This window comes from Humibacter albus DSM 18994 (assembly GCF_000421825.1).
GTDB classification, from domain to species: Bacteria; Actinomycetota; Actinomycetes; order Actinomycetales; family Microbacteriaceae; genus Humibacter; species Humibacter albus.
Genome location: NZ_ATXT01000014.1, coordinates 23,158 through 45,307 on the forward strand (window position 1 = coordinate 23,158; position 22,150 = coordinate 45,307).

The following is a 22,150-nucleotide window of genomic DNA, read 5'->3' on the forward strand; positions in this document are numbered from 1 at the left end:
ACAGGACGATCTGGCATGTTCTCGGCCGGATGTCCTGTTTCGGAAACGTCGAAGAAGGAGTTGCCCATGAACGGCCGAGAGCCGATCCACGCCCCTCGTGGCACGAAGCTGCACGCCAAGTCGTGGCAGACCGAGGCGCCGCTGCGCATGATCATGAACAATCTCGACCCCGAGGTGGCCGAGCGGCCGGAGGACCTCGTCGTCTACGGTGGCACCGGCCGCGCTGCGCGCAGCTGGGAGGCGTACGACGCCATCGTGCGCACGCTGAAGACCCTGGATGCCGACGAGACGCTCCTCGTGCAGTCCGGCAAGCCCGTCGGCGTCTTCCGCACCCACGAGTGGGCGCCTCGCGTGCTGATCGCGAACTCCAACCTCGTGCCCGACTGGGCGAACTGGCCCGAGTTCCGCCGGCTCGAGGCGGAGGGCCTCACGATGTACGGCCAGATGACCGCCGGGTCGTGGATCTACATCGGAAGCCAGGGCATCCTGCAGGGAACCTATGAGACCTTCGCGGCCGTCGCCGAGAAGCGATTCGGCGGCACTCTCGCCGGCACGCTCACGCTCACTGCCGGCTGCGGCGGCATGGGCGGCGCGCAGCCGCTGGCTGTCACGATGAACGACGGCGCCGTGTTGATCGTCGACGTCGACCGTGCGCGCCTGCAGCGCCGCGTCGACCACGGGTACCTCGACGAGCTCACGGACGATCTCGACGACGCCGTCACCCGGGCCTTGGCCGCCCGGCAGGCGGGGCAGGCGCACTCGATCGGTCTCGTCGGCAACGCCGCCACCGTCTTCCCGGAGCTGCTGCGCCGCGGCACGCCGATCGACATCGTCACCGACCAGACGAGCGCGCACGACCCGCTCAGCTATCTGCCCGAGGGGATCAGCGTCGAGACGTGGCACGAGGCCGCGCAGGCAGACCCTGAGGAGTTCACGACGCGGGCACGGGCATCCATGGCGAAGCACGTCGAGGCGATGGTGGGCTTCCTCGACGCGGGGGCGGAGGTCTTCGACTACGGCAACTCGATCCGCGCGGAGGCGCAACTCGGCGGGTACGAGCGGGCGTTCGCGTTCCCCGGGTTCGTGCCGGCGCACATCCGCCCGCTGTTCGAGGAGGGCAAGGGGCCGTTCCGCTGGGCGGCCCTCTCCGGCGACCCGCACGACATCGAGGTCACCGACCGCGCCATCCTCGAACTCTTCCCCGACGATGAGAAGCTGCGCCGCTGGATCACGAAGGCGCAGCAGAAGGTGCACTTCGAGGGCCTTCCGGCGCGCATCTGCTGGCTGGGGTACCAGGAGCGGCACCTGGCGGGCCTGAAGTTCAACGAGCTGGTGGCCTCCGGCGAGATCTCCGCACCGATCGTGATCGGCCGCGATCACCTCGACTCGGGCTCCGTCGCTTCGCCGTACCGCGAGACCGAGGGCATGAAGGACGGGTCGGATGCCATCGCCGACTGGCCGCTCCTCAACGCGCTCCTGAACACGGCGTCCGGCGCCACCTGGGTGTCGATCCACCACGGCGGCGGCGTCGGCATCGGCCGCTCGATCCATGCCGGCCAGGTGACCGTCGCCGACGGCACCGAGCTCGCGGCGCAGAAGATCGAGCGCGTGCTCACGAACGATCCGGGGACCGGCGTGATGCGCCACGTGGACGCCGGTTACGAACGCGCCGCACAGGTTGCACGCGAACGCGGTCTGCGGGTCCCCATGCTGGAGTCGTGAGCACGCTCTTCCTGCACGGCATCGGGTCGCTGGTCACGAACGACCCGCAGGCGCGCGGCGCGCGCGAGGGCGACCCGCTCGGCGCCATACCCGACGCAGCGCTCATCGCCCGCGAGGGAGAAATCGTCTGGGCGGGTCCCCAGGCCGACGCCGCACCGCAGGTCGCCCGCCTCCTGCAGGGCGACGTGGAGCGCGTGGATGCCGGTGGCCGCGCCGTCATCCCCGGTTTCGTCGACAGCCACACCCACCTCGCGTTCGCCGGCGACCGCTCCGCCGAGTTCACGGCGCGCATGGCGGGGGAGCGGTACGCGGCCGGCGGCATCCTGAGCACGGTCGCCGCCACGCGCGCTGCGAGCGACGAACAGCTGCGCGCCACGCTGCAGCGGTTCGAGCGCGAGCTCGCTTCGCAGGGCACGACCACATTCGAGGTGAAGACCGGTTACGGGCTCGACGTGCCGAACGAGGAACGCCTTGCCGCGCTGGCAGCCGAAGTGACCGACGAGGTCACCTTCCTCGGCGCCCACGTGGTGCCACCGGAGTACGCCGACGACCGTGCGGGATATGTCGATCTCGTGACCGGACCGATGCTGGATGCCTGCGTCGGCCACGCGCGCTGGATCGACGTCTTCTGCGACGAGGGTGCGTTCACGGCCGCCGAGGCCGAGCGCATTCTGAAAGCGGGCATGGCGCGCGGGCTCGGCGCGCGCATCCACGCCGGACAGCTCGGAGTCGGCGACGGCGTGCGCGTCGCGGTCGAGCTCGGCGCCGCGAGCGTCGACCATGCCACCTATCTCTCCGACGACGATGTCGCCGCGCTCGCCGGCTCGGCCGCGCAGGGCGTCGGCACCGTCTGCACGCTGCTTCCGGGTGTGGAGTTCAGCACGCGACACCCGTACCCGAGCGCACGCGGCCTGATCGACGCGGGCGTCACGGTGGCGCTCGCCAGCGACTGCAACCCCGGATCGTGCTTCACATCGTCGATGCCGTTCGTGATCGCTCTGGCCGTGCGGGAGTTGGGCATGACGCCCGACGAGGCGCTGTGGGCCGCCACCGCGGGCGGTGCCCTCGCGCTGCGCCGCCACGATGTCGGTCGGCTCTCCGCCGGAGCGAGTGCCGACCTCGTGCTCCTGGATGCCCCGTCGCCCGTCTACCTCGCGTACCGCCCCGGCGTGCCGCTCGTGCGTCGGGTCTGGAAGCACGGCGTCGAGCTGCGCGTGGACTGAGCCGCAGCGTGCGCGTCATGACGCGCCGAGCCGCCGCATCACCTCGTGCCAGTGCGCCTGGGCAGCTGGAGCGAGACCGCCGAATGCCTCCTCCAGCAGCTCCATCTGCGATCGCGTCAGCCGGCTCTCGAGCTCGGCCCCCGCCTCGGTGACAGTGAGCCGTCGCACCCGTCGGTCGGAAACGTCCGTCTTGATGCGCAGCAGGCCGCGCTGCTCGAGTTCCTTGATCGGCTTGTGCACCGCCTGCTTCGTCACGGCCAGCACACTCAGCAGCTCGCCGGCGGACAGGCCGGGGGTGCGATGCACGAAGTAGAGGATGCGGTGGTGCGTGCGCCCGAGGCCGCGCTCGGCGAGGATCTCGTCCGGCAGCGCCGTGAACGCGCGGTAGCCGAAGTACAGCTCTTCGATGGCGAGACGGAGCTCGGCCTCACGGTCGGCGCTGCTCATGATCTGCTGCCTTCCATTGCACGCATCTTTCGGCCCGCGTACCTGACGCATCTACGTCAAGCAGGTTGACCCGTCTCGTTCTCACCCGCATAATAAAGTCAACCACCTTGACCTATTCGGTGCGAGGGGCGACACACCCGCCGCCCAGCGCCCCTTGCGGCACGCGACACATGACGTCGGCCATCGAAGACCACCGAGGAATCACGTCATGTTCTCCGAGCGTATCGAGCGGCTGCGGCCCTCACCGATCCGAGCCATTCTGAGCGTCATCGATCGACCCGGCATGGTCTCGTTCGCGGGCGGCCTCCCCGCGACCGAGACGCTCCCCGACTGGTCGGGCACGGCATCCGCCGATGTTCTGCAGTACGGACCGAGCGAAGGGGAGCCGACGCTGCGCGCGGTGGTGTCCGACCGCCTGCGGGCGCTCGGGCTGGACGCCCCGCCCGAGCGCGTCATGCTGCTGAGCGGGAGTCAGCAGGGCATCGACCTGGTCTCCAAGCTCTTCGTCGACCCCGGAACGCCGGTGGCGCTCGAGTCGCCGACGTATCTGGCCGCCCTGCAGGTGTTCCGCCTCTACGGTGCGCGATTTCTCGACCTGCGACGCGAGCTCGAACGCGCCGCGCTGGCGTACGTCATCCCGACGTTCGCGAATCCCACCGGGGCGTGCGCCGATGACGCCGAACGCGAGGCGATCGCACGCCGCTGCCGCGACGCCGGCACCGTGCTGTTCGAGGACGACCCCTACCGCGACCTCGCCTACGACCCGTGCGAGCGCACCCCGATCGCCGCGCGGATGTCGGGCGGCTCGTGGGTCTACCAGGGCTCGTTCTCGAAGACCTTCGCTCCCGGCCTACGCCTCGGCTACCTCGCCGCGTCGGAGGACCTGTTCGGCCGGCTCGTCATGCTCAAGCAGGCCCTCGACCTGCACACCTCACGCCTGTCGCAGAGCATCGTGCTGGCGGCGATCACCGATTCCGGCTGGGATGCCCGTATCGACTCGCTCGTCGGGTTCTACCGCGCTCGCCGCGACACGTTCGAGAGCAGCCTGCGGCGGCACTTCGAGCACCTCGCCGAGTGGCAGACGCCGCACGGCGGGTTGTTCTACTGGCTGCGCCTGCGCGAGGTCTCCGGTGCCGGACCGATCGACACGCGTCCGTTGCTTGCCGCGGCGATCGATCGCGGTGTCGCCTTCATGCCGGGGGAGGAGTTCTTCCCGAACGAGCCGCTCCGGGGCACCATGCGGTTGAACTTCAGCCACGCGTCGGCGCAGGAGGCCGAACGGGGGTTGCACGTGCTCGCCGAGCTGCTCACCGAGCGCGGTGCGGCGGGGGCACCTGGATGACCTCCCGCACGTTGTCGGGCCACGTGACGGAGATCGCGTGCCCACCCCCGCCTGCCGGCGCCAGCTCGACTTCGGGGATCGACGACCCCGTGCTCCGGATGCGCAGGGGGCGGCCGTCAGCGTCCGTGCGCTGCTCTTCGACCCGAGGCATGGCCGGCGGAGAGGCGCTGTGCCGCACGGCGACGATGACCGGGTAGCCACAGGGCAGGTCCCGCACCCTCGCCAGCGGCGACGTACCGGCACGATCGCCCGTCGTCGTGTCGGCGAGGGTGATATCGCCGTCCCACGGCACGAGAAGCCGCAACTCCGAGTGGTCCTCGTCGTCACTGCCTCGCCGCGTGCAGAGGTCGACGCCCTGATGCAGGCGCGTGGCATCCAGCTCGACGTCCGCAAGTGCCGGCCCCGTCAATCGAACGCCGCGGCAGACGCCGTCGCCGTCGACGCGCACGATGCGCAGTTCCCACGGCGCGTGCACGGCGCGCACGAGGGTGAGAGGCCACCCGCCGAGCGTGGTCTGCGTGCCGGCGAACGGCATCCATTCCGTGCGTGCACCGGTCGCCGCGAGCAGCGCCACGGCGTCGGCCGGCGCCGTCACTCTTCGTGCTTGAGTGCCACACCGAGGGCGAGCAGCACGGCTACCCACTCCCCGATGAAGAGTCCCCACCGATCGGACTGGTCCCGTTCATCGTGCTTGATGCGGGAGACGACCCAGCTGAGGAAGACCAGTCCGAGCGAGACGAACGCTGCCAGGTAGGCGTGTTCGCTCCGGAATCCCCAGCCGTACAGGGTCTTGATCGGGTTGCCGCCCAGTTCGACGACGTCGTCGCGCTTGCTCATCGATACTCCCCAGGAATCACAGGTTCGAATCTGAAAACCGCCCCGCGTCAGCCTACGCCGACGGGTGCTCTTATACCCCATATTCGTCATGGACGGATGCCGCGAAACGGCCTCGCCTCACGGGCATCCGGGCCCCTGACGCATAGGGTTTCGGGTGTGCGCAGACCGGAGAAGAGACACGACGTGGATTTCACGTCGTTGGATTCGTGGGAAGACGAAGCCCTCGACCCGCGCACGGCGACGGGCCCGTACACCGTGACCCTCGGCGATCCGAATGTTTCGGCCGGCAATATCTCCGAGCCGTCGTGGGCATCCTGGCGTGAAGAGGTGGCCGCGATCGGGGGCCCGTCTCCGCTGCTGCACTTCGTCGATGCCCCGCGCACCCGCATCGAGCTGAGCTCGACGCACCCGGGCGGTCTGCCGCAGTTCATCACCGGCGACCGCACTCTGCTCTCCAGCCTCATCCGCGACGACATCGCCCTGCGCACGGCGAAGGCGGCCGCGGGAGCGATCACCGCGAAGGGCATCGAGCTGCGCGCCGTGCGCGGCATCGACGCCATCCATCTCGGCGTGGGGCTTGCACACTGGCGCGACGGTGCCGAGGAGTACGACGCCCCGGTGTTGCTGCGTCCGGTGGCGATCCGCCGCTACGGGCGCGATTTCGAGCTGAAGCTGCGTGGCCGCACTTTTCTCAACCCGGAGTTGAAGCACGCGCTGCACCAGCAGTTCCGCATCGAGCTCGATGCCGACGCGTTCGTCGCACTGTCGGAGTCGAACGGCGTCTTCAAGCCGCAACCCGTGATCGACCGCCTGCGCGGCCTCACCAGTCATCTCGAGTTCTTCTCCGTGCAGCCGCGGCTGGTGGTCTCGTCGTTCGCCGACGTAGCCAGCAGCATGTCGGCCGATCTCGGCAACTTCGATCACGACGTGCTGCTCGCGCTCTCCGGCAACCCGAGCGCCCGGGAGCGCATCGAGGGTGCTTTCTCTCCGGCCGAGGTGGTTCCGCAGGACAACCGGCCGCCCTCGATCGACACGCTCCTGGTGGATGCCGACCCCGAGCAGGAGGGGGTCGTGGCGCAGGTGGCCAGCGGCAACTCCATCGTGGTCAAGACGCTGCCGGGAACCGGCGCCACCCAGACCGTGGTGAACGCCATCGGCGCGCTCGTGGCGCGCAACCGGCGCGTGCTCGTCGTCGGCCCACGGCGTTCCAGCCTGGATGCCATCGCGCACCGCCTCGACCAGGTCGGCCTGGGCGGCGCCGCTGTGGCGACCCGTTCCGTGCGCCGGGATCTGATCAGGTCCATCACCCGCAATGAGAAGGCGGCCAAGCCCGCCACCGACGACGTCGACGACGCGCTCGTGCGACTGCGCCGGGTGCTGCTCGACTATCGCGGCGCCCTCACCTCCGCCGACCCCGCCTTCGGCGTGAGCGTGCTGGACGCCCTCGGCGAGCTCGCGCGGCTCGCTCTGCTGCCCACGCCGCCGCGCACGCGAGCGCGCCTCGATCGGGCCTCCATCGAAGCGCTCGCGCGCGACCGCACCGAGGCCGCCGGCATTCTGCGCAAGGCCGCGGCGCTCGGCGAGTTCCGCTACGGTCCGGGCGACTCGCCCTGGTACGGGGCGGACTTCGCCTCCACGTCGCAGGCGACAGCCGCGCACGCGCTGGCCAAGAAGCTCAGCAGCATCGAAGTTCCGCGGCTCATCGACCGCGCGACCACACTCATCGAGGGCACGCGGCTGCGACCGTTCGAGAACATCACCGAGCTCGGCGTCTATCTGCGGCTGCTCGCCGATCTGCGCGAGACGCTCGACCGCTTTCTGCCCGCGGTGTTCGACCGGCCTCTCGACGAGCTGATCACGGCCACCTCGAACCGGCGCGACACCCCTGGCATGTCGGGCGCGACCCGGCGCCGGCTGCGCAAGCTCGCTCTGGAGTACGTGCGACCCGGCGGTCACGTGGCCGACCTCAACGAGTCTCTGCGGCGCATCCAACAGCAGCGCAAGCTGTGGAACCGGTTCGCGGATGCGGGCGCTCCGCCGCGCGTGCCCGTGGGCGTCGCCGATGTGCAGGTCGCGTACCAGCGCGTCAGTGAAGACCTGACGAGCCTGGATGTCCCGCTCGGCCGCACCGGCACGGCGCAGTCGCTGATGACGCTGCCGCTGAACGAGCTGACGAGCGCGCTCGGCGGGCTCGCCGTCGAGTCCGAGGTTCTCATCAACCTGCAGGAGCGCACCTCACTGCTCTCCAGGCTGCGCGAACTGCACCTCGACCCACTGCTGTCGGACCTGTCGGCTCGGCACGTCACGAGCGAGAACGTGGCGGCGGAACTCGAACTGGCCTGGTGGCAGTCCGTGCTCGAGACGCTGCTGGCCGACGACACGGCGCTACTCGGCGCCAACACGCGCGTGCTCGACCGCCTGGAGGCGGACTTCCGGCTCGTCGACCAGGCGCACGCGTCAGCGACCGGCCAGATGCTGGCATCCCAGCTCTCGGTGCAGTGGAAGATCGCTCTGGCCGACAACCTCGAGCAGGCCGACGCGCTGCGCCGCATGCTCAAGGCCGGGAACGTGACACCCGCGCTGCTCGCCGAGCGCGCACCGCAGTTGAGCCGAGTGCTCGCACCGGTCTGGCTCGCGTCGCCGTACGACGTGGCATCCCTGCCCGCCTCGATGGCGTTCGACACCGTCGTGCTCGTGGACGCCGGAGCGTGCACACTCGTGGAGAACATCGGTGCGATTCGCCGCGCCCGGCAGGTGGTGGCGTTCGGCGACCCGGTGACGCAGACGCCGTCGCCGTTCCGCATCGCCGTCACCGACCCGTCGCCCGCGGCGCCGGAGCCGCACGATGTGGATGCCTGGCACGACTCGTCTGCGCTCGCGCGGCTCTCCGACCTCCTGCCCGTGTACACCCTCACGCGCAGCTATCGCTCCGTGGGCGACGACCTCGCGGAGCTCGTCAATCGCCGGTTCTACGGCGGCCAGATCGAGTCGCTGCCGTGGGCCGGGAGCTTTCTCGGGCACGCGAGCCTCACGCTCAGCTATGTGCGTGGTGGGCACGGCATGCCGGATGGCGACACCGGCACCGTGGAGAGCGTGGATGCCGAACTGGCTCGCGTCGTCGAGCTCGTTCTGGAGCACGCCCTGAACCGCTCGCGGGAGTCGCTCATGGTGGTGACCGCCAGCGCGAAGCACGCCGTGCGCGTGCAGCACGCAGTGCTGGCGGCATCCACGAAGCGGCAGGAGCTCGCGGACTTCATTCTCGGAGACCGGCCCGAGCCGTTCACCGTGGTCACGCTCGAGGAGTCCGTGGCGCAGAGCCGCGATCGGGTCATCTTCTCCATCGGCTACGGTCGCACGCCGCACGGCCGCCTGCTGTCGTCGTTCGGACCGCTCGGCGAGCCGGGCGGCGAGCGCCTGCTGGCGGTGGGACTCACCAGGGCGCGCCGGGCGATGGACATCGTCTCGTGCTTCCGTCCCGACGACATCGACGTCTCGCGCATGAAGCACGGCATCGTGGCTCTCGCGCAGGTGCTCGAAGAGGCGGCCGAGATCGAGGCGGCGGACGACGCGGTTCCCGACGACTCCGAGCCGTTGCTCATCGACCTCGCCTACCGGCTCGAGAAGCTCGGCATGAACGTGCAGCTCGGCCATCGCGGAGTGCTGCCCCTGGCCGCATCGTTCCGCGGCAAAGCCGTCGTGGTGGAGACCGACAGGGTGCTCGGCGGCGCGAGCCTGCGGGAGTCGCTGCGGCTGCGCCCGGAGGTGCTGCGCCGTCTGGGCTGGCACTACCTGCGCGTGCACAGCTTCGAGCTCTTCGCAGATCCCGAGGCCGTCGCCCAGCGCATCGGACGCCTGCTGGGCGCGATCGAGCGCGACGACGCCTAGCCAGCGCCGTACGCTGGTAGGCGTGGCCGAGCACGGAACAGGACAGCGCCGAACAGGACAGCGCACGACCGGCCGTCGTGCCCATCGCCCCGGTGCCCCGGGTGCCGACCCGACTCCGCAGGCGGGGGTCGAGGATGCCGCGGTGCCGGCATCCGAGAACACTGATCGAGCATGGGGAGAGCGGTCGCAGACGAACGATGATCGCCTGTTGCGCGACCTCCCACCGCACTGGGGCGCGGGGGACCGGCGGGGGTAGACCGCGCGCGTTCCGCGACGTCGCTACTCCGCGGCGCTGTTACTCCGCCGAGTTGTCGGCCGGCGCGTCCGCGTGCCGCCCGGCCGCCTGCAGCTTGGCGTCCGCCTGCGCCGCGAGCAGGTCGCGGATCTCGGTGAGCAGGTCGACGTCGGTGAGCGGCTCCGCCTCGGGCTCCTGCCCCGCAGCGCGACGCGCTTCGGCGAGCTTGCGGAAGTGGTTCATCGGCAGGACGAACACGAAGTAGACGACCACGGCGACCGCGATGAACTGGATGACGGCGCCGATGATCGCGCCGAGCGTCAGGTACGACGTGCCGCCCGACACGGTGGGGATTCCGACCTTGAGGGCGTCGTCGAGCGACTTCGAGTTGAAGACCGCGCTGATCAGCGGATTGATGAGCCCGGAGACGATCGCGTTGACGACCGCGGTGAACGCGGCACCGATCACGACCGCGACGGCGAGGTCGATGACGTTGCCCCGCATGATGAAGTCTCTGAAGCCCTTGATCACAGTGAACCCCCGTGTGTCTTGTGCCGCCTCTTCGGTTAGATCGTACGGAAGAAAGCGGCGATCAGGCCGCAGAACCCGCGGTCGTCGCCGCAGGAGTGCTCTTCTTCTCGCCGGAAGCGCTCTTCGTCTCGCCGGAGGAGCTCTTCGTCTCCGCGGAAGCGCTCGGAGACGAAGACTCCTTCTTCGCCGACGGCGCGGACTGCGTCGTGCCCGACCGCGAGTCGGTGCGGTAGAAGCCCGACCCCTTGAACGTGACACCGACCGAGCCGAACACCTTGCGCAGCTGCCCGCCGCACTCGGGGCAGGTCGTCAACGCGTCGTCGCTGAAGGACTGGTGGATGTCGAACGCGTGGCCGCATTCGGTGCACTTGTAGGAGTAGGTGGGCATGGGATCTCTTTCACTAGGGGCGGTGCCAGCTGTAGCGCTGTCAGCTGTAGCGCTGTCAGCTGTAGCGGGCGTCAACTGAAGCACTGTCAACTGAACCGGAGAATACGGGTCGGAGTCACCGCTCCGTTCACCGGCTCGTCGTGCCGTTCGCGGGGCACCTCGTCGAGCACCTCGCCGTCGAACACCACGGCATACACCGGTGGACATTTTTCCATGCTCCCCAAGGTTTTGTCGAAGTAGCCCCTGCCCCAGCCCATCCGCATGCCGCCGGAGTCCACTGCGGCCGCCGGAACGATGATGAGGTCGACGTCGTTGATCGCGATGGGTCCGAGCAGCTCTCCGACGGCCTCGGGCAGGCCGTGGATGCCCAGTGCCTCCGATTCCCCGTCGTCCACCGTCCAGTCCAAGAGTCCGTCGTCGCGGCTGATCGGGAGCAGCACGCGCAGCCCCTGAGCGAACGCCCAGTTCAGGAACGGGCGCGTGTTCGGCTCGTTCGGGCCGGAGAGATAGCAGGAGAGCGAATTCGCCCCGTACTGCCGTACGAGCTGCTGCAGCTGGGCCGTGATCCCCTCCGCGGCCTTCTCCCGCTGCATCGCGGTGGCGTTCTTGCGGCGCTCGCGGAGTTCGGCGCGAAGGGCGCGCTTCGCGCTGCTCGGATCCGCGGGCGACGCGCTGCTCGGGGCGGGGGCCATAGCAGGCATCCTAAAGGGATTCTCGTCGCGCTCGGCCAGCGGATACCCTGAGCAGCATGGTCATCACCAAAGCTGTCATTCCCGCGGCCGGGCTGGGAACACGATTCTTGCCGGCCACCAAGGCGATGCCGAAGGAGATGCTGCCGGTCGTCGACAAGCCCGCCATTCAGTATGTGGTGGAGGAGGCCGTGGGAGCCGGGCTGGATGACGTGCTGCTGATCACCGGCCGCAACAAGAACGCGCTCGAGAACCACTTCGACCGCGCGACCGAGATCGAGACCACGCTGCAGGCGAAGGGCGACCTCGAGAAGCTGCGCCGCGTGATGTACTCGACCGATCTGGCCGACATGCACTACGTGCGGCAGGGCGATCCCAAGGGCCTCGGGCACGCGGTGCTCCGAGCGAAGAAGCATGTTGGCGCGCAGCCCTTCGCGGTGCTGCTCGGCGATGACATCATCGACGGCCGCGACGTGCTGCTGACGCGCATGATCGAGGTGGCGCAGGAGCGCGGCACGAGCGTCGTGGCTCTGCTCGAGGTCGACCCCTCGCAGATCCACCTCTACGGCGCCGCGGCCGTCGACAAGACCGACGACGACGATGTGGTGCGCGTGCGCGGGCTGGTCGAGAAGCCGGCAGCCGAGGACGCCCCGTCGAACCTCGCCATCATCGGCCGGTATGTGCTGCAGCCGGAGGTGTTCGACGTGCTCGAGCACACCGAGCCGGGCAAGGGCGGCGAGATCCAGCTGACGGATGCTCTCCAGGAGATGGCGGCGGAGGCCGATGGCCCCGGTGTGTACGGTGTCGTGTTCCGTGGTCGGCGCTACGACACCGGCGACCGTCTCGACTACCTGAAGTCGATCGTGCAGCTCGCGGTGGATCGCGAGGATCTGGGCCCGCAGCTGCGCCCGTGGCTGCGCGAGTTCGCGTCGGGCCTGGCCGACGAGCCCTCCAGCGGACAGACGATCGACGAGCCGGGCGTCGGCAGTTCACAAGACTGAGAACGACGACTGAGGACAAGGCCGACGACTCGTGTACGTGCCCAGCTTGAACGACGGTGCGGTGGGCATCCGTCCCATTCGGTTGCGTGATGCGCGCGCCCTGGAGAAGGAGCTCGTCGACAATCGCACCTGGCTGCGGCAATGGGAGGCGACCAGCCCGCACGGGCCGGCGACGTTCGACACGCGGGCGAGCATCCGGTCGCTGCAGTCCTCGGCGCGCGCCGGACACGGGCTCCCGTTCGTCATGGAGTACGACGGCCAGCTCGCCGGTCAGCTGAACGTGTCGTCGATCACCTACGGTTCGCTGGCGTCCGCGACGCTCGGGTACTGGGTGGCGGAGCGTTTCGCCGGCAAGGGCGTGACCCCCACGAGCGTCGCGCTGGCGACGGACTACTGCTTCTTCCAGCTGGGTCTGCACCGCATGGAGATCTGCATCCGCCCGGAGAACGGACCGTCGCTGCGCGTGGTGAAGAAGCTCGGCTTCCGGTACGAGGGACTGCGTCGCCGGTACATCCACATCAACGGCGACTGGCGCGACCACTTCTGCTTCGCGCTCGTCGTCGAGGAGATACCGCAGGGCGTGCTGCGCCGGTGGCGCTCGGGCGACGTCCCCGCGGATGCCGCCACGGTTCCGCTCGCCGACATCGAGGCGGCGACGAAGCCGCTGCTGTCGCGGGGACGGTGAGCATCCTGGTTCCGGGGTGCCGATCGGGGACACAGCGCCGATCGGGGACACACGGGCTCGGCGACGGCCGGTTGCGTCGTGGTGCGCCTACCGTAGTGGCATGAACGGGGGGACGTTGAGCGGCGGTGTCGTCATCGCTCTCGCCGCGGTCCTGTGGCTCGCGTATCTCGTGCCGACTTGGCTGCGACGCCGCGACTACCTCAACGCCGAACGCAACGCGGTGCGTCTGCAGCAGACCTTGCGCATACTCGCCGAGACGGCGGAGGTGCCCGAAGAGGTGCGCGTCGAAGCGACGGCCCGTGATGTGGCACGACAGCAGAAACTTCTGAAGAAAGCCAGAGCCAACGCGGATGCCGCCGCTCGCGCTCACGCGCAGTCGGAGGCCAGGGCCGCGGCCCGGCTCGCCGCCGAGCGGGAGGCCGAGCGCGAAGCACAGGCGCAGGCGCGTGCCACCGCTCGCGACGCGATGCAGGCGCGGACCGGGTCGGGGACGGTCGCGCCGGCGACGCGTCTTCAGCGCGAGCGCACCTTCACCCACGCCGTGCGCCGCAGCCGACTCGTCACGTTCGGTGCCGTGGTCGCGTCGCTGATCGGGCTCTGCTTCGGGGCGTACGCGGCGGCCACCGCTGGATCGTGGTGGGTGTTCCTGGCCTCCGCAGCACTGCTCGTCTGTGCCATCGCCGTGCTGCGTCGGCTCGCGCTGCAGGTCGCCGCGCACCGTGCAGCGCGTCCGGCCCGGGTGGCGACAGTGCGAGCGGAGCCCGAGCTCTTCGACCACTCTCTCGAGGTCGCGACGGAGTCGCCGTCGGCGCCGGCAACGGTCACGTGGGAGCCGCAGCCGTTGCCCAAGCCGATGTATCAGTCGCCGGGGTCGCGGGCGGCCGCGGCCATGGCATCCCTCGATGCGGCGGTGGCCTTGCGCCGTGCCGCGGCGCGAGCGGAGCTGGAAGCGCGGGCGGCGAAGATCGCTGAAGCCTCCGTGCCGACGTTGCCGAAGCGGGAGGCGCCGGCCGCCCACGTCGAGGCGCCCGAGACGGAGAGCGCCGCGGTGGAGAGCATCGCGGTGGAGAACACCGCGGTGGAGAGCGCCGCGCCCAGCCGCTTCGCCCGCATGGGCGTGCTGGACGGCGTCGAGAGCGAGCACCTCGATCTCGACGAGGCGTTGCGCCGCCGTCGCGTCGGCTGACGCCAGAACAGCAGACATCGCCCGGAACAGCAGCATTCCTGCTGTTCCGGTGTCGCCGTCGGCGTGTCTGCTGTTGTCGACGACAGATGTCGGAGGTCACGTGGGGTATTTCGGGACGGCTTCATGGCGGCGGCCGGAACCCGTGCTCGATTCCGAATCGGCCCGCACCTCGTGCTAAAGTCACATACGCACTTGGGGCTATGGCGCAGTTGGTAGCGCGTCTCGTTCGCAATGAGAAGGTCCGGGGTTCGAATCCCCGTAGCTCCACCGAAGAAGACTCATGAGACCCGCTCCGGCAGGTTCTCGCCCGGCGTCTCGTACGAGAAGATTTCCTGTCGTCTGCGGCTCGGCCACCGGGGTCCGCCGTCCGCGGATCCACTAGGCTGGCGAACGCGCTGTCCAGCTGGTCGCGCCGCTCCGTGGCGACACGGGAGCTCCCCGACGAGAGTGGACCTGAGATGCCGCGCAGTGCCGTCGCCCCCGAGACCTCGGCGACCGAACGGACGCGACGAGTGGGCATGCTCGCCGCCGCCGCCGCGGTCGCTGCCGCGGCAGCCCTCGTCATCGGACCCGTCTCGGCAGCCCACGCCGACGAAGCGGTCAGCTCGATCTCCGATCTCGCGCACGCGTTCGCGACCCAGCCCTCCGGTTCGACGATCACCCTCGGCGCCGACCTCACCGGCGATGCCGACAGCGACGTCGTCAAGGTCCACGCCGGCAACGCGCTGACTCTCGACCTGAACGGCCACCGGCTCACATTGGTCGCCGGCGACGAGGACCCCGTCGGGTCGGCCGGGCTCGGCGTCCCGGTGGGAACCACCCTCACGATCGTCGACTCAGCCCCCGGCGGAGTCAACGGAGCCCTCGACGCGACCGGCAGCTACGGAGACACATCAAGTGGCGGCGGAGCCGGAATCGGCGGAGCCGACGGTGAGGACGCGGGCACGATCACGATCGACGGCGGCGTGATCGCCACCCGGGGACAGAACGGCGGAGCCGGAATCGGCGGCGGGAACGGCGGCGCCGGCGGCACCACCACCATCAACGGCGGCACTGTCACCACGACCGGTGGCGAGTGGGCTGCGGGGATCGGTGGCGGCCGTGACGGTGACGGCGGCAGGATCGTCATCGACGGCGGCACCGTGACGGCGGGAAACAGCAACGAGCAGTCCGCGGGGATCGGTGGCGGTTACTTCGGCTCCGGTGCATCCCTCTCGATCGGCGCGGGCGCCGTGGTCACCGTCGGCTCGGGGCTCAGCTCGAACGTGATCGGCCCCGGCGACGGCGTCGCGCCGGACAGCACTAACTTCGGATCGCTGTCCAACGCCGGCACCTTGATCCTGCCTCCTTTCAACCGCATCGACATCCCGGCGGGCGTCGTCGCCACCAACTCCGGCACGATCCGCAACGAGGGCACGCTCACCGTCTCCGGCACCCTCGCGAACACCGGCACCATCCAGAACCCCTACATCAGTCAGAAGCCCGACGCCATCCAGAACCCGGAGAACGTGACGGGACACAACGTCACCGTGCTGCTCGACGGCAACGGCGGTACGGTGCCGACCGCTTCCGGCGCCGTCTACGCGCGCACCTTCCAGGACGGCGAGGTCGACTTTCCCGCGGACGCGACTCGCGCGGGCTACGTCTTCGACGGATGGTTCACGCAGGCCATTGGTGGCACCCCGGTGATCGCCACAACCGACCTGGGCCTCGGCGGCCCGAAGTCGCTCACCCTCTACGCACGCTGGAGCAACCCGGCGACTGACGTCGGCGGCGATGACGACCCGCCGACAGTCGCCGCCGGCGACGCCCCGTCGGCAATCGGCGACGCCCCGTCGGCTCTCGCCAACACGGGCGTGGACGTGCTCCCGATCGGGTCCGCCGGTGCGGCGCTGATCCTCATCGGGTTCGCCCTGCGTCTGCGCAGACGCCGCACCGCGCGCTGAGCGGGCGAGCGCCGACCGGGGCCCTGCTGGCCGCATGAGGGCAGACCTCACCGGTCTACTTGCGTCTTTACTGCTCCACGCAGCGCCCACGCACAGGTGCAGGTGTCGCACGCCTTCCAGCCGGTGCACCCGAGCCGCGAACGGGCTCGGAAGCGAGACCGCGCCCGACAGACTATGTGGCCTAATGTCTTGACATATATACGTAAGTCGGTATCGTGATCATCATCTCAAGGGTGAGAGGAGGCGATGAATGGGGCAGGACTTCGACCGGCTTGGCGTGGGGCTGATCAGCGTGGGCTGGATGGGAAAGGTACACGCGCGCGCATACCGCGCGCTTCCCGAGTTCTACCCGGAGTTGGGTATCCGTCCCGTCCTCGTGCACGCGGCCGACACGGCGGCGGACCGCCTCGACTACGCGCGCGACGGACTCGGGTTCGCGCGGGCATCCACCGACTATCACGCGGTGATCGACGACCCGGAGGTGGACGTCGTCTCGATCTGCGCCCCGAACTTTCTGCACGCCGAGATGGCGACCGCGGCCGCGAGCGCGGGGAAGGCGTTCTGGATCGAGAAGCCGGCGGGCCGGGACGCGTCTGAGACACAGGCGATCGCCGAGGCGGCGGATGCCGCGCATGTCGTCACCGCCGTCGGCTTCAACTATCGGAACGCACCGGCCGTCGAACACGCGAAGAAGCTGATCGCGGACGGGGCGATCGGCCGCATCACGAACGTGCGGGGCACGATGTTCGCCGACTACTCGGCCGAACCGGCCGGCGGCCTGTCGTGGCGGTTCATCCGCTCGCTGGCCGGATCGGGAGTGCTCGGCGATCTGATGGGGCACCTCGTCGACCTGGTGCAGTATCTGGTCGGACCCATCGACGACGTGGCGGCGCTCACCAGCACCGTGCACGCCACGCGCCCGAAGCTCGCGATGGGTCAGGCCACGCACTTCGCAGTGAGCGACAGCGCCGAACGCGGCGAGGTCGAGAACGAGGACTATGCGGGGATGCTCGTGCGGCTGAGTGACGGAGCGGTCGGCACGCTCGAGGCGAGTCGCGTGGCCACCGGCCGTCGTGCGCACTACGAGCTCGAGGTCTACGGCACCGAGGGCGCCCTCGTCTGGGACTTCGAGCGGATGAACGAGCTGCGACTCGCGGTCGGGCGGGGCCCGCATTCCGGGTTCACGAGCATCCTCGCCGGTCCCGGCTTCGGTGACTTCGCGCGCTTCCAGCCCGGAGCCGGAACGGGGATGGGCTACGACGACCTCAAGGTGATCGAGGCGTCGAAGTTCCTCGCGTCGTACAGCGGCCGCGAGGCGCCGAGCGCCGACATCCACGATGCCCTCGCCGCGGCCCGCGTAGCGGCGGCGGCCGAGGCCGCTGCGAGCGACCGCACCTGGCACGCGGTTCCGCCGACTGCCGGCACGAACGGTGCAGGCACGAACGGTGCGGGGGCGAACGGCTCCGCAAGCCAGGCCGGCACGACGACCTGAAAATCCGCGGCCTCCGGGCCGCATTCGCTCCACCCCTGACGCGTCTACGCCGCGCAGGACTTCGTCACCAGACGTACCCAAAGGAGGATACGCACATGTTCCGAAGCACCAAGCAGGTCTGGCTCGCGGCTACCGCCGTGGCCGCCGGTGTCGTACTCACGCTCTCCGCGTGCACCGGCACCGGAGCCGTCGACAAACAGAAGGACTCGAACACGCAGGCCGCCGCATCGACCAGCGGCAAGTACACCTTCGCCGTCATCACGCACGCCGCTCCCGGTGACACGTTCTGGGACGTCGTCAAGACCGGAGCGATGGCCGGCGGCAAGGCGATGGGCGACAAGGTCACCTATCAGGGCGACCCCGACGTGCAGAAGCAGAGCCAGCTCATCGAGTCGGCGATCGCTCAGAAGGTGGACGGCCTGGTCGTCTCGATGGCGAACCCGGAAGGGTTGAAGGGCGCGCTCGCGGATGCCACGAAGGCCGGCATCCCGTTCGTTACCATCAACTCGGGGCTGGCCCAGTCGCAGGAGTACGGGGCGATCACGCACGTCGGCCAGGATGAAGAGCTGGCGGGCGAGTCGGTGGGCAAGAGACTCGACTCCGAGGGCTTGAAGAACGTGCTCTGCATCATTCACGAAGCCGGCAACCAGGGCCTGGAGCAGCGCTGCGACGGCATCAAGAAGACGTTCACCGGCACGGTGAAGAACGTGCAGGTCGACATCAACAACGTCGCCGACGCGGGCAACACGATCAAGAGTGCGCTGCTCTCCGACACTTCGGTGGATGGCGTCGTGGCTCTGAACCCGGAGGTCGCGGTCGCAGCGGAACAGGCGCGTGACAACGCGGGCAGCAAGGCGAAGGTAGCCACCTTCGATGTCTCCAGCGACGTGCTCAAGCTCATCGAGCAGGGCAAGATCCTGTTCGCCGTCGATCAGCAGCAGTACCTGCAGGGCTATCTTCCGATCGTCTTCCTGCACCTGTACAAGTCGAACGGCAACACGGTCGGCGGTGGGATGCCCGTCTACTCCGGACCGGGATACATCACGAAGGACAACGCCGCCCAGGTCGCGAAGTACGCGAAGAACGGAACGAGGTAAGGAGCATCCATGACCACCTCGACACTCCCCGGCGGTGCCGCACCGTCGCTCGACGAACGGCTCAAGCGCGCGAACCCGCTGGTGAAGGCGCTGCGTCGTCCCGAGGTCGGCGCGGGGGTCGCCGCGATCCTGATCTTCATCTTCTTCTCGGTCGTGACCGACTCGTTCCTGACTCCCGCCGGGGTGTCGACGTGGCTGTACTCGGCGTCGCTCTACGGCATCATGGCCGTGGCCGTGGCGCTGCTCATGATCGGCGGGGAGTTCGATCTCTCCGCCGGCGCGATGACCGGCACGACGGGTCTCATGGTCGGCGTCTTGACCACGTGGTACGGCCTGAGCGTCTGGGTGGCGCTGATCATCGCGCTGGCGTTCGCGTTGGGGATCGGCTTCTTCAACGGGATCATCGTCATGAAGACCGGCCTGCCGAGCTTCATCGTGACCCTCGGCACGTTCTTCATCCTGCAGGGCATCAACCTGGCTGTGACCAAGCTGATCACCGGCCAGGTCGCCATCCAGGGCATGACGAACGTGCCCGGGTACTCGGGGGTGAAGGCGATCTTCGGCGAGAGCATCGGCTTCGGCTCGAGCGGTTTCCACCTGGAGACCGCCGTCATCTGGTGGGTCGTGATCACGATCATCGCGACCGTGGTGCTGATGCGCACGCGTGCCGGCAACTGGATCTTCGCCGTCGGAGGTCAGTTGCAGTCCGCGCGGCAGACCGGCGTTCCTGTGAACCGCACGAAGATCGGCCTGTTCATGACCACGGCCGGCTGCGGCTGGCTCGTGGGCATGCTCTCGCTGTTCGACGTGGGCACCGTGCAAGCCACGACCGGTATCGGCGACGAGTTCATCTACATCATCTGCGCGGTGGTGGGCGGATGCCTGCTCACCGGTGGTTTCGGATCGGCCGCCGGTGCCGCGATCGGCGCGCTCATCTACGGCATGACGCTGCAGGGCATCGTGTTCGCCCAGTGGGACAACAACTGGCTGAAGGCATTCCTCGGCGCCATGCTGCTGCTGGCCGTGCTCATCAACCTGTACGTGCGACGACAGGCGGGAGGTCGCGAATGAACGAGAACGAGGAAGTCGCCGACGAACGGGTGCTCGAGAAGGCGCTCTCGCGCGACTCCGCACCCCCAGAGGCCGGTGCGGCCGGAACCGTCCCGGGGTCGGAGCTGCTGACGGATGCCGTCGACATGTCGATCGTCGGAGAGCCCGCCATTCTCGAGGTGCGTGACATCGGCAAGACGTACGGATCGATCATCGCGTTGAAGGGCGTGTCGGCCTCGGTCTCCGCGAGCGAGGTGCTCTGCGTGCTCGGCGACAACGGTGCAGGCAAGTCCACGTTCATCAAGATTCTCGCCGGTGCTCACGACTACAGCTCAGGCGCCCTGCTCGTGGACGGCGTGAAAAGACACTTCTCCAGTCCGCGTGCTGCACTGGACGCGGGCGTCGCCACGGTCTACCAGGACCTCGCCGTCGTGCCGCTGATGCCGGTGTGGCGCAACTTCTTCCTCGGATCCGAGCTGAGCTCTGCCGGCATGCTCAAGGTGCGGCAGATGAAGGCCATCACCAAGCAAGAGCTGGGCAAGATGGGCATCGACCTGCGCGACGTCGACCAGCCGATCGGCACACTCTCCGGCGGTGAGCGGCAGTCGGTGGCGATCGCCCGCGCGGTGTATTTCGGGGCCCGCGTGGTCATCCTCGACGAGCCGACCTCGGCTCTCGGGGTGAAACAGGCCGGTGTGGTGCTGAAGTACATCGCCCGCGCGCGCGACAACGGGCTCGGCGTGGTCTTCATCACGCACAACCCGCACCACGCGTATCCGGTGGGGGATCGCTTCCTGCTGTTGAAGCGCGGTGTCAGCCTGGGGCTCTACGACAAGTCCGAGATCGCGATCGACGAGTTGACCGGCCTCATGGCCGGCGGCGCCGAGCTCGAGGCGCTGGCGCACGAGCTCGCGCGGGCGTGAGGCTCGCGATCGGCGCGTTGATCAGAACGGCGGTGGATCGCTGTCGTACCCGGTCGGTGTTCGCACCCGGATTCCGCCGTTGGGCTTCGGGTCGAGGCGGATGCGCGTGGCCGACTTGAGTCGGTGCAGTCGCGGCTTGAGCGGGACGAGATTCGCGACATCCGTCACTCCGCCGTATTGGAACTCGATGATGTGATCGATCTCGGCATCGGGGGAGACGAAGGGCGCCGCAGCGTCGTCCAGCCCGTAGTTGAGGCGGAGCCAGGTGCGCTGATCGGCGGACGGCCGGTACTGCCCCTTGTCGAGCACGAGGCGGGCGGGGCGCACCGGGTCTTCGACGACGCGGCGGAACGACGGCGCATCGTGAAGCGAAGCAGCGGCGGTGCGCGGATCGATCGGACCATAGCCGAGCACCTCGGCGAACCGCCCGCCGCCGTCGATGAGGACGAACGGGTGTGCGGTGGCCGCGGTCGGAGTGCCGTCGCCGCAGAGCCAGGCGATGAAGGCATCCGCCCGCAGTTGTGCCTTGGTGCGGGCTTCGCCCGACTCCTTGCGCATGCGCGTGGCGGTCGCGCTCAGACGGGCGTCGGCGCGTGCCGCGTCTGCGAGCGGCACGTAGGCGCTGATCCACGCCATGCCGTCGTTCACCGGCTCGACGACCACGCGGCGCTTCGCGCGCTCCCGGTCGTGACGCTCCTGCAGGCTGTCGATGCTGAGCCGCTCGCGCACCAGCCTGCAGCGACGCGCGAACACGTCGGGACGAAGACCGGCAGCGACGGCAGCGAGGCGCTCGTCATACCGTTCGAGCGCCTCTGCGGGAACGCCGGTGGTGTTCTCCACGGCGGCTTTCACGTGTCGGTGACTGATGATGCCCTCGATGAAAAGGTCGCGGATGTGCGGAAGTGAGGAATCGAGCACGCGCGCCTGATAGTCGTAGTCGCGCACCACGTTCTCACTCAGGTGGAGGCGTTGGGCGAGATCGAAGGCGATCGACCGCCGTGCGAAGTCGAGATCTTCCACGCCCGGGATGGTGCTCGCCCCGACGGGCACGTAGACGCGCGGGCTCGCCAGCGCTGCGTCGAAGGCGTCGCGCACGGTGAAGATCTGGCGCGCGGCGAGCCGGTTCGCCATGAGTTGCGTCGTCTCGGCATCGTCGATCGTCCGGTCGAGGAGCTCGAACGGTGACGGCACGCGGATGCGTTGCGGCGGAAGCCCGTCGCCGATGTCTCCGTTCGCGTCGATCATAAGGCCGATTCTACCAGGAAACGGGGCGTCATAGATACGAACATATCTTCTAAACAGGATGAGTGTTCTCTCGCTCATGCAGGGTTGGGCGTACGAGCCGCCACCGGGAGGGGCACGGGGAGGACTTCCCCTGCGTGAGGAACATGGGGAGTCCTCCCCATGTCGAGGCAAGGCGAAGCTCCGTAACGTCTTCGACATGCGAGGGGGAGAAGTACGACCGGCCGTC

The 22,150-nt window shown here is 69.0% G+C and carries 20 protein-coding genes and 1 tRNA gene; 14 read left to right on the forward strand and 7 right to left on the reverse strand.

All coding sequences use genetic code 11. The annotated features are described in order from the left end of the window. Positions 1 to 66 precede the first annotated feature (66 nt). The gene (hutU, locus tag H623_RS0107605) at positions 67 to 1,722 is read left to right on the forward strand and encodes a urocanate hydratase (RefSeq protein ID WP_022900345.1); all 1,656 of its coding nucleotides are present in this window, start codon (positions 67 to 69) and stop codon (positions 1,720 to 1,722) included. Continuing rightward, positions 1,719 to 2,945 carry an imidazolonepropionase gene (gene hutI / locus H623_RS0107610; RefSeq protein WP_026940067.1) on the forward strand — a complete coding sequence of 409 codons (1,227 nt, stop codon included), beginning with the start codon at positions 1,719 to 1,721 and terminating at the stop codon, positions 2,943 to 2,945. Before hutU ends, hutI begins: the two co-directional genes overlap by 4 nt. Positions 2,946 to 2,960: 15 nt before the next feature. Here the strand turns inward: hutI and H623_RS0107615 are convergent, their stop codons facing one another. Beyond that, positions 2,961 to 3,392 (reverse strand): MarR family winged helix-turn-helix transcriptional regulator, encoded by a 432-nt coding sequence (locus H623_RS0107615; protein ID WP_026940068.1) that lies wholly within the window; start codon positions 3,390 to 3,392, stop codon positions 2,961 to 2,963. Positions 3,393 to 3,600: 208 nt separating this feature from the next. On the opposite strand from H623_RS0107615, the gene H623_RS0107620 reads away from it, so the two are divergent. Further along, positions 3,601 to 4,734, forward strand: coding sequence for an aminotransferase-like domain-containing protein (locus H623_RS0107620; protein ID WP_022900346.1), 1,134 nt, complete (start codon positions 3,601 to 3,603; stop codon positions 4,732 to 4,734). On the opposite strand, the gene H623_RS0107625 is transcribed toward H623_RS0107620, so the two are convergent. Both H623_RS0107625 and H623_RS0107630 read right to left on the reverse strand, forming a co-directional pair. Beyond that, positions 4,700 to 5,329: a hypothetical protein gene (locus H623_RS0107625; RefSeq protein ID WP_026940069.1), complete on the reverse strand. Its 630-nt coding sequence runs from the start codon at positions 5,327 to 5,329 to the stop codon at positions 4,700 to 4,702. The genes H623_RS0107620 and H623_RS0107625 overlap by 35 nt on opposite strands. Then, positions 5,326 to 5,571: a hypothetical protein gene (locus H623_RS0107630; protein WP_051143154.1), complete on the reverse strand. Its 246-nt coding sequence runs from the start codon at positions 5,569 to 5,571 to the stop codon at positions 5,326 to 5,328. The genes H623_RS0107625 and H623_RS0107630 overlap by 4 nt, the downstream gene beginning before the upstream one ends. A gap of 96 nt (positions 5,572 to 5,667) precedes the next feature. Here H623_RS0107630 and H623_RS0107635 point away from each other — a divergent pair, with 96 nt between their 5' ends. Together H623_RS0107635 and H623_RS21705 are read left to right on the forward strand one after the other, a co-directional pair. After that, positions 5,668 to 9,456 (forward strand): AAA family ATPase, encoded by a 3,789-nt coding sequence (locus H623_RS0107635; RefSeq protein ID WP_245558953.1) that lies wholly within the window; start codon positions 5,668 to 5,670, stop codon positions 9,454 to 9,456. A gap of 22 nt (positions 9,457 to 9,478) precedes the next feature. Continuing rightward, on the forward strand, positions 9,479 to 9,712 hold the full coding sequence (locus H623_RS21705; protein WP_157560912.1) for a hypothetical protein: 234 nt from the start codon (positions 9,479 to 9,481) through the stop codon (positions 9,710 to 9,712). A 39-nt stretch (positions 9,713 to 9,751) separates the two neighbouring features. Here the strand turns inward: H623_RS21705 and mscL are convergent, their stop codons facing one another. The 3 genes from mscL to H623_RS0107650 form a co-directional block, all read right to left on the reverse strand. Further along, entirely contained in the window at positions 9,752 to 10,222 is a 471-nt protein-coding gene (gene mscL, locus H623_RS0107640; protein ID WP_022900349.1) for a large conductance mechanosensitive channel protein MscL, read from the reverse strand. Positions 10,223 to 10,283: 61 nt separating this feature from the next. Continuing rightward, positions 10,284 to 10,610, reverse strand: a complete 327-nt coding sequence (locus H623_RS0107645) for an FmdB family zinc ribbon protein (protein WP_022900350.1) — start codon at positions 10,608 to 10,610, stop codon at positions 10,284 to 10,286. An 86-nt stretch (positions 10,611 to 10,696) separates the two neighbouring features. Then, positions 10,697 to 11,302 carry a 5-formyltetrahydrofolate cyclo-ligase gene (locus tag H623_RS0107650; protein ID WP_022900351.1) on the reverse strand — a complete coding sequence of 202 codons (606 nt, stop codon included), beginning with the start codon at positions 11,300 to 11,302 and terminating at the stop codon, positions 10,697 to 10,699. A gap of 56 nt (positions 11,303 to 11,358) precedes the next feature. On the opposite strand from H623_RS0107650, the gene galU reads away from it, so the two are divergent. The 9 genes from galU (at position 11,359) to H623_RS0107695 (ending at position 20,679) form a co-directional block, all read left to right on the forward strand. After that, positions 11,359 to 12,300 carry a UTP--glucose-1-phosphate uridylyltransferase GalU gene (galU, locus tag H623_RS18560; protein WP_022900352.1) on the forward strand — a complete coding sequence of 314 codons (942 nt, stop codon included), beginning with the start codon at positions 11,359 to 11,361 and terminating at the stop codon, positions 12,298 to 12,300. A 37-nt stretch (positions 12,301 to 12,337) separates the two neighbouring features. Next, complete coding sequence (locus tag H623_RS0107660; protein WP_425402086.1) at positions 12,338 to 12,985, forward strand: GNAT family N-acetyltransferase; 648 nt, start codon at positions 12,338 to 12,340, stop codon at positions 12,983 to 12,985. 100 nt (positions 12,986 to 13,085) lie between these two features. Next, on the forward strand, positions 13,086 to 14,171 hold the full coding sequence (locus H623_RS0107665) for a hypothetical protein (RefSeq protein WP_022900354.1): 1,086 nt from the start codon (positions 13,086 to 13,088) through the stop codon (positions 14,169 to 14,171). Between the two features lie 194 nt (positions 14,172 to 14,365). Then, positions 14,366 to 14,438 (forward strand) — tRNA-Ala (locus H623_RS0107670). Positions 14,439 to 14,629: 191 nt separating this feature from the next. Then, on the forward strand, positions 14,630 to 16,117 hold the full coding sequence (locus H623_RS22260; protein ID WP_022900355.1) for an InlB B-repeat-containing protein: 1,488 nt from the start codon (positions 14,630 to 14,632) through the stop codon (positions 16,115 to 16,117). A gap of 250 nt (positions 16,118 to 16,367) precedes the next feature. Then, a complete protein-coding gene (locus H623_RS0107680) occupies positions 16,368 to 17,609 on the forward strand; it encodes a Gfo/Idh/MocA family protein (RefSeq protein WP_022900356.1) in 1,242 nt (413 codons plus the stop codon). Positions 17,610 to 17,704: 95 nt separating this feature from the next. After that, positions 17,705 to 18,706 carry a sugar ABC transporter substrate-binding protein gene (locus tag H623_RS0107685; RefSeq protein WP_022900357.1) on the forward strand — a complete coding sequence of 334 codons (1,002 nt, stop codon included), beginning with the start codon at positions 17,705 to 17,707 and terminating at the stop codon, positions 18,704 to 18,706. Positions 18,707 to 18,715: 9 nt separating this feature from the next. Next, positions 18,716 to 19,777 carry an ABC transporter permease gene (locus tag H623_RS0107690; RefSeq protein WP_022900358.1) on the forward strand — a complete coding sequence of 354 codons (1,062 nt, stop codon included), beginning with the start codon at positions 18,716 to 18,718 and terminating at the stop codon, positions 19,775 to 19,777. Between the two features lie 125 nt (positions 19,778 to 19,902). Further along, entirely contained in the window at positions 19,903 to 20,679 is a 777-nt protein-coding gene (locus H623_RS0107695; RefSeq protein ID WP_026940072.1) for an ATP-binding cassette domain-containing protein, read from the forward strand. A gap of 21 nt (positions 20,680 to 20,700) precedes the next feature. Here H623_RS0107695 and H623_RS0107700 read toward each other — a convergent pair whose 3' ends face one another. Further along, a complete protein-coding gene (locus tag H623_RS0107700) occupies positions 20,701 to 21,924 on the reverse strand; it encodes an HNH endonuclease signature motif containing protein (protein ID WP_022900360.1) in 1,224 nt (407 codons plus the stop codon). Positions 21,925 to 22,150: the final 226 nt, after the last annotated feature.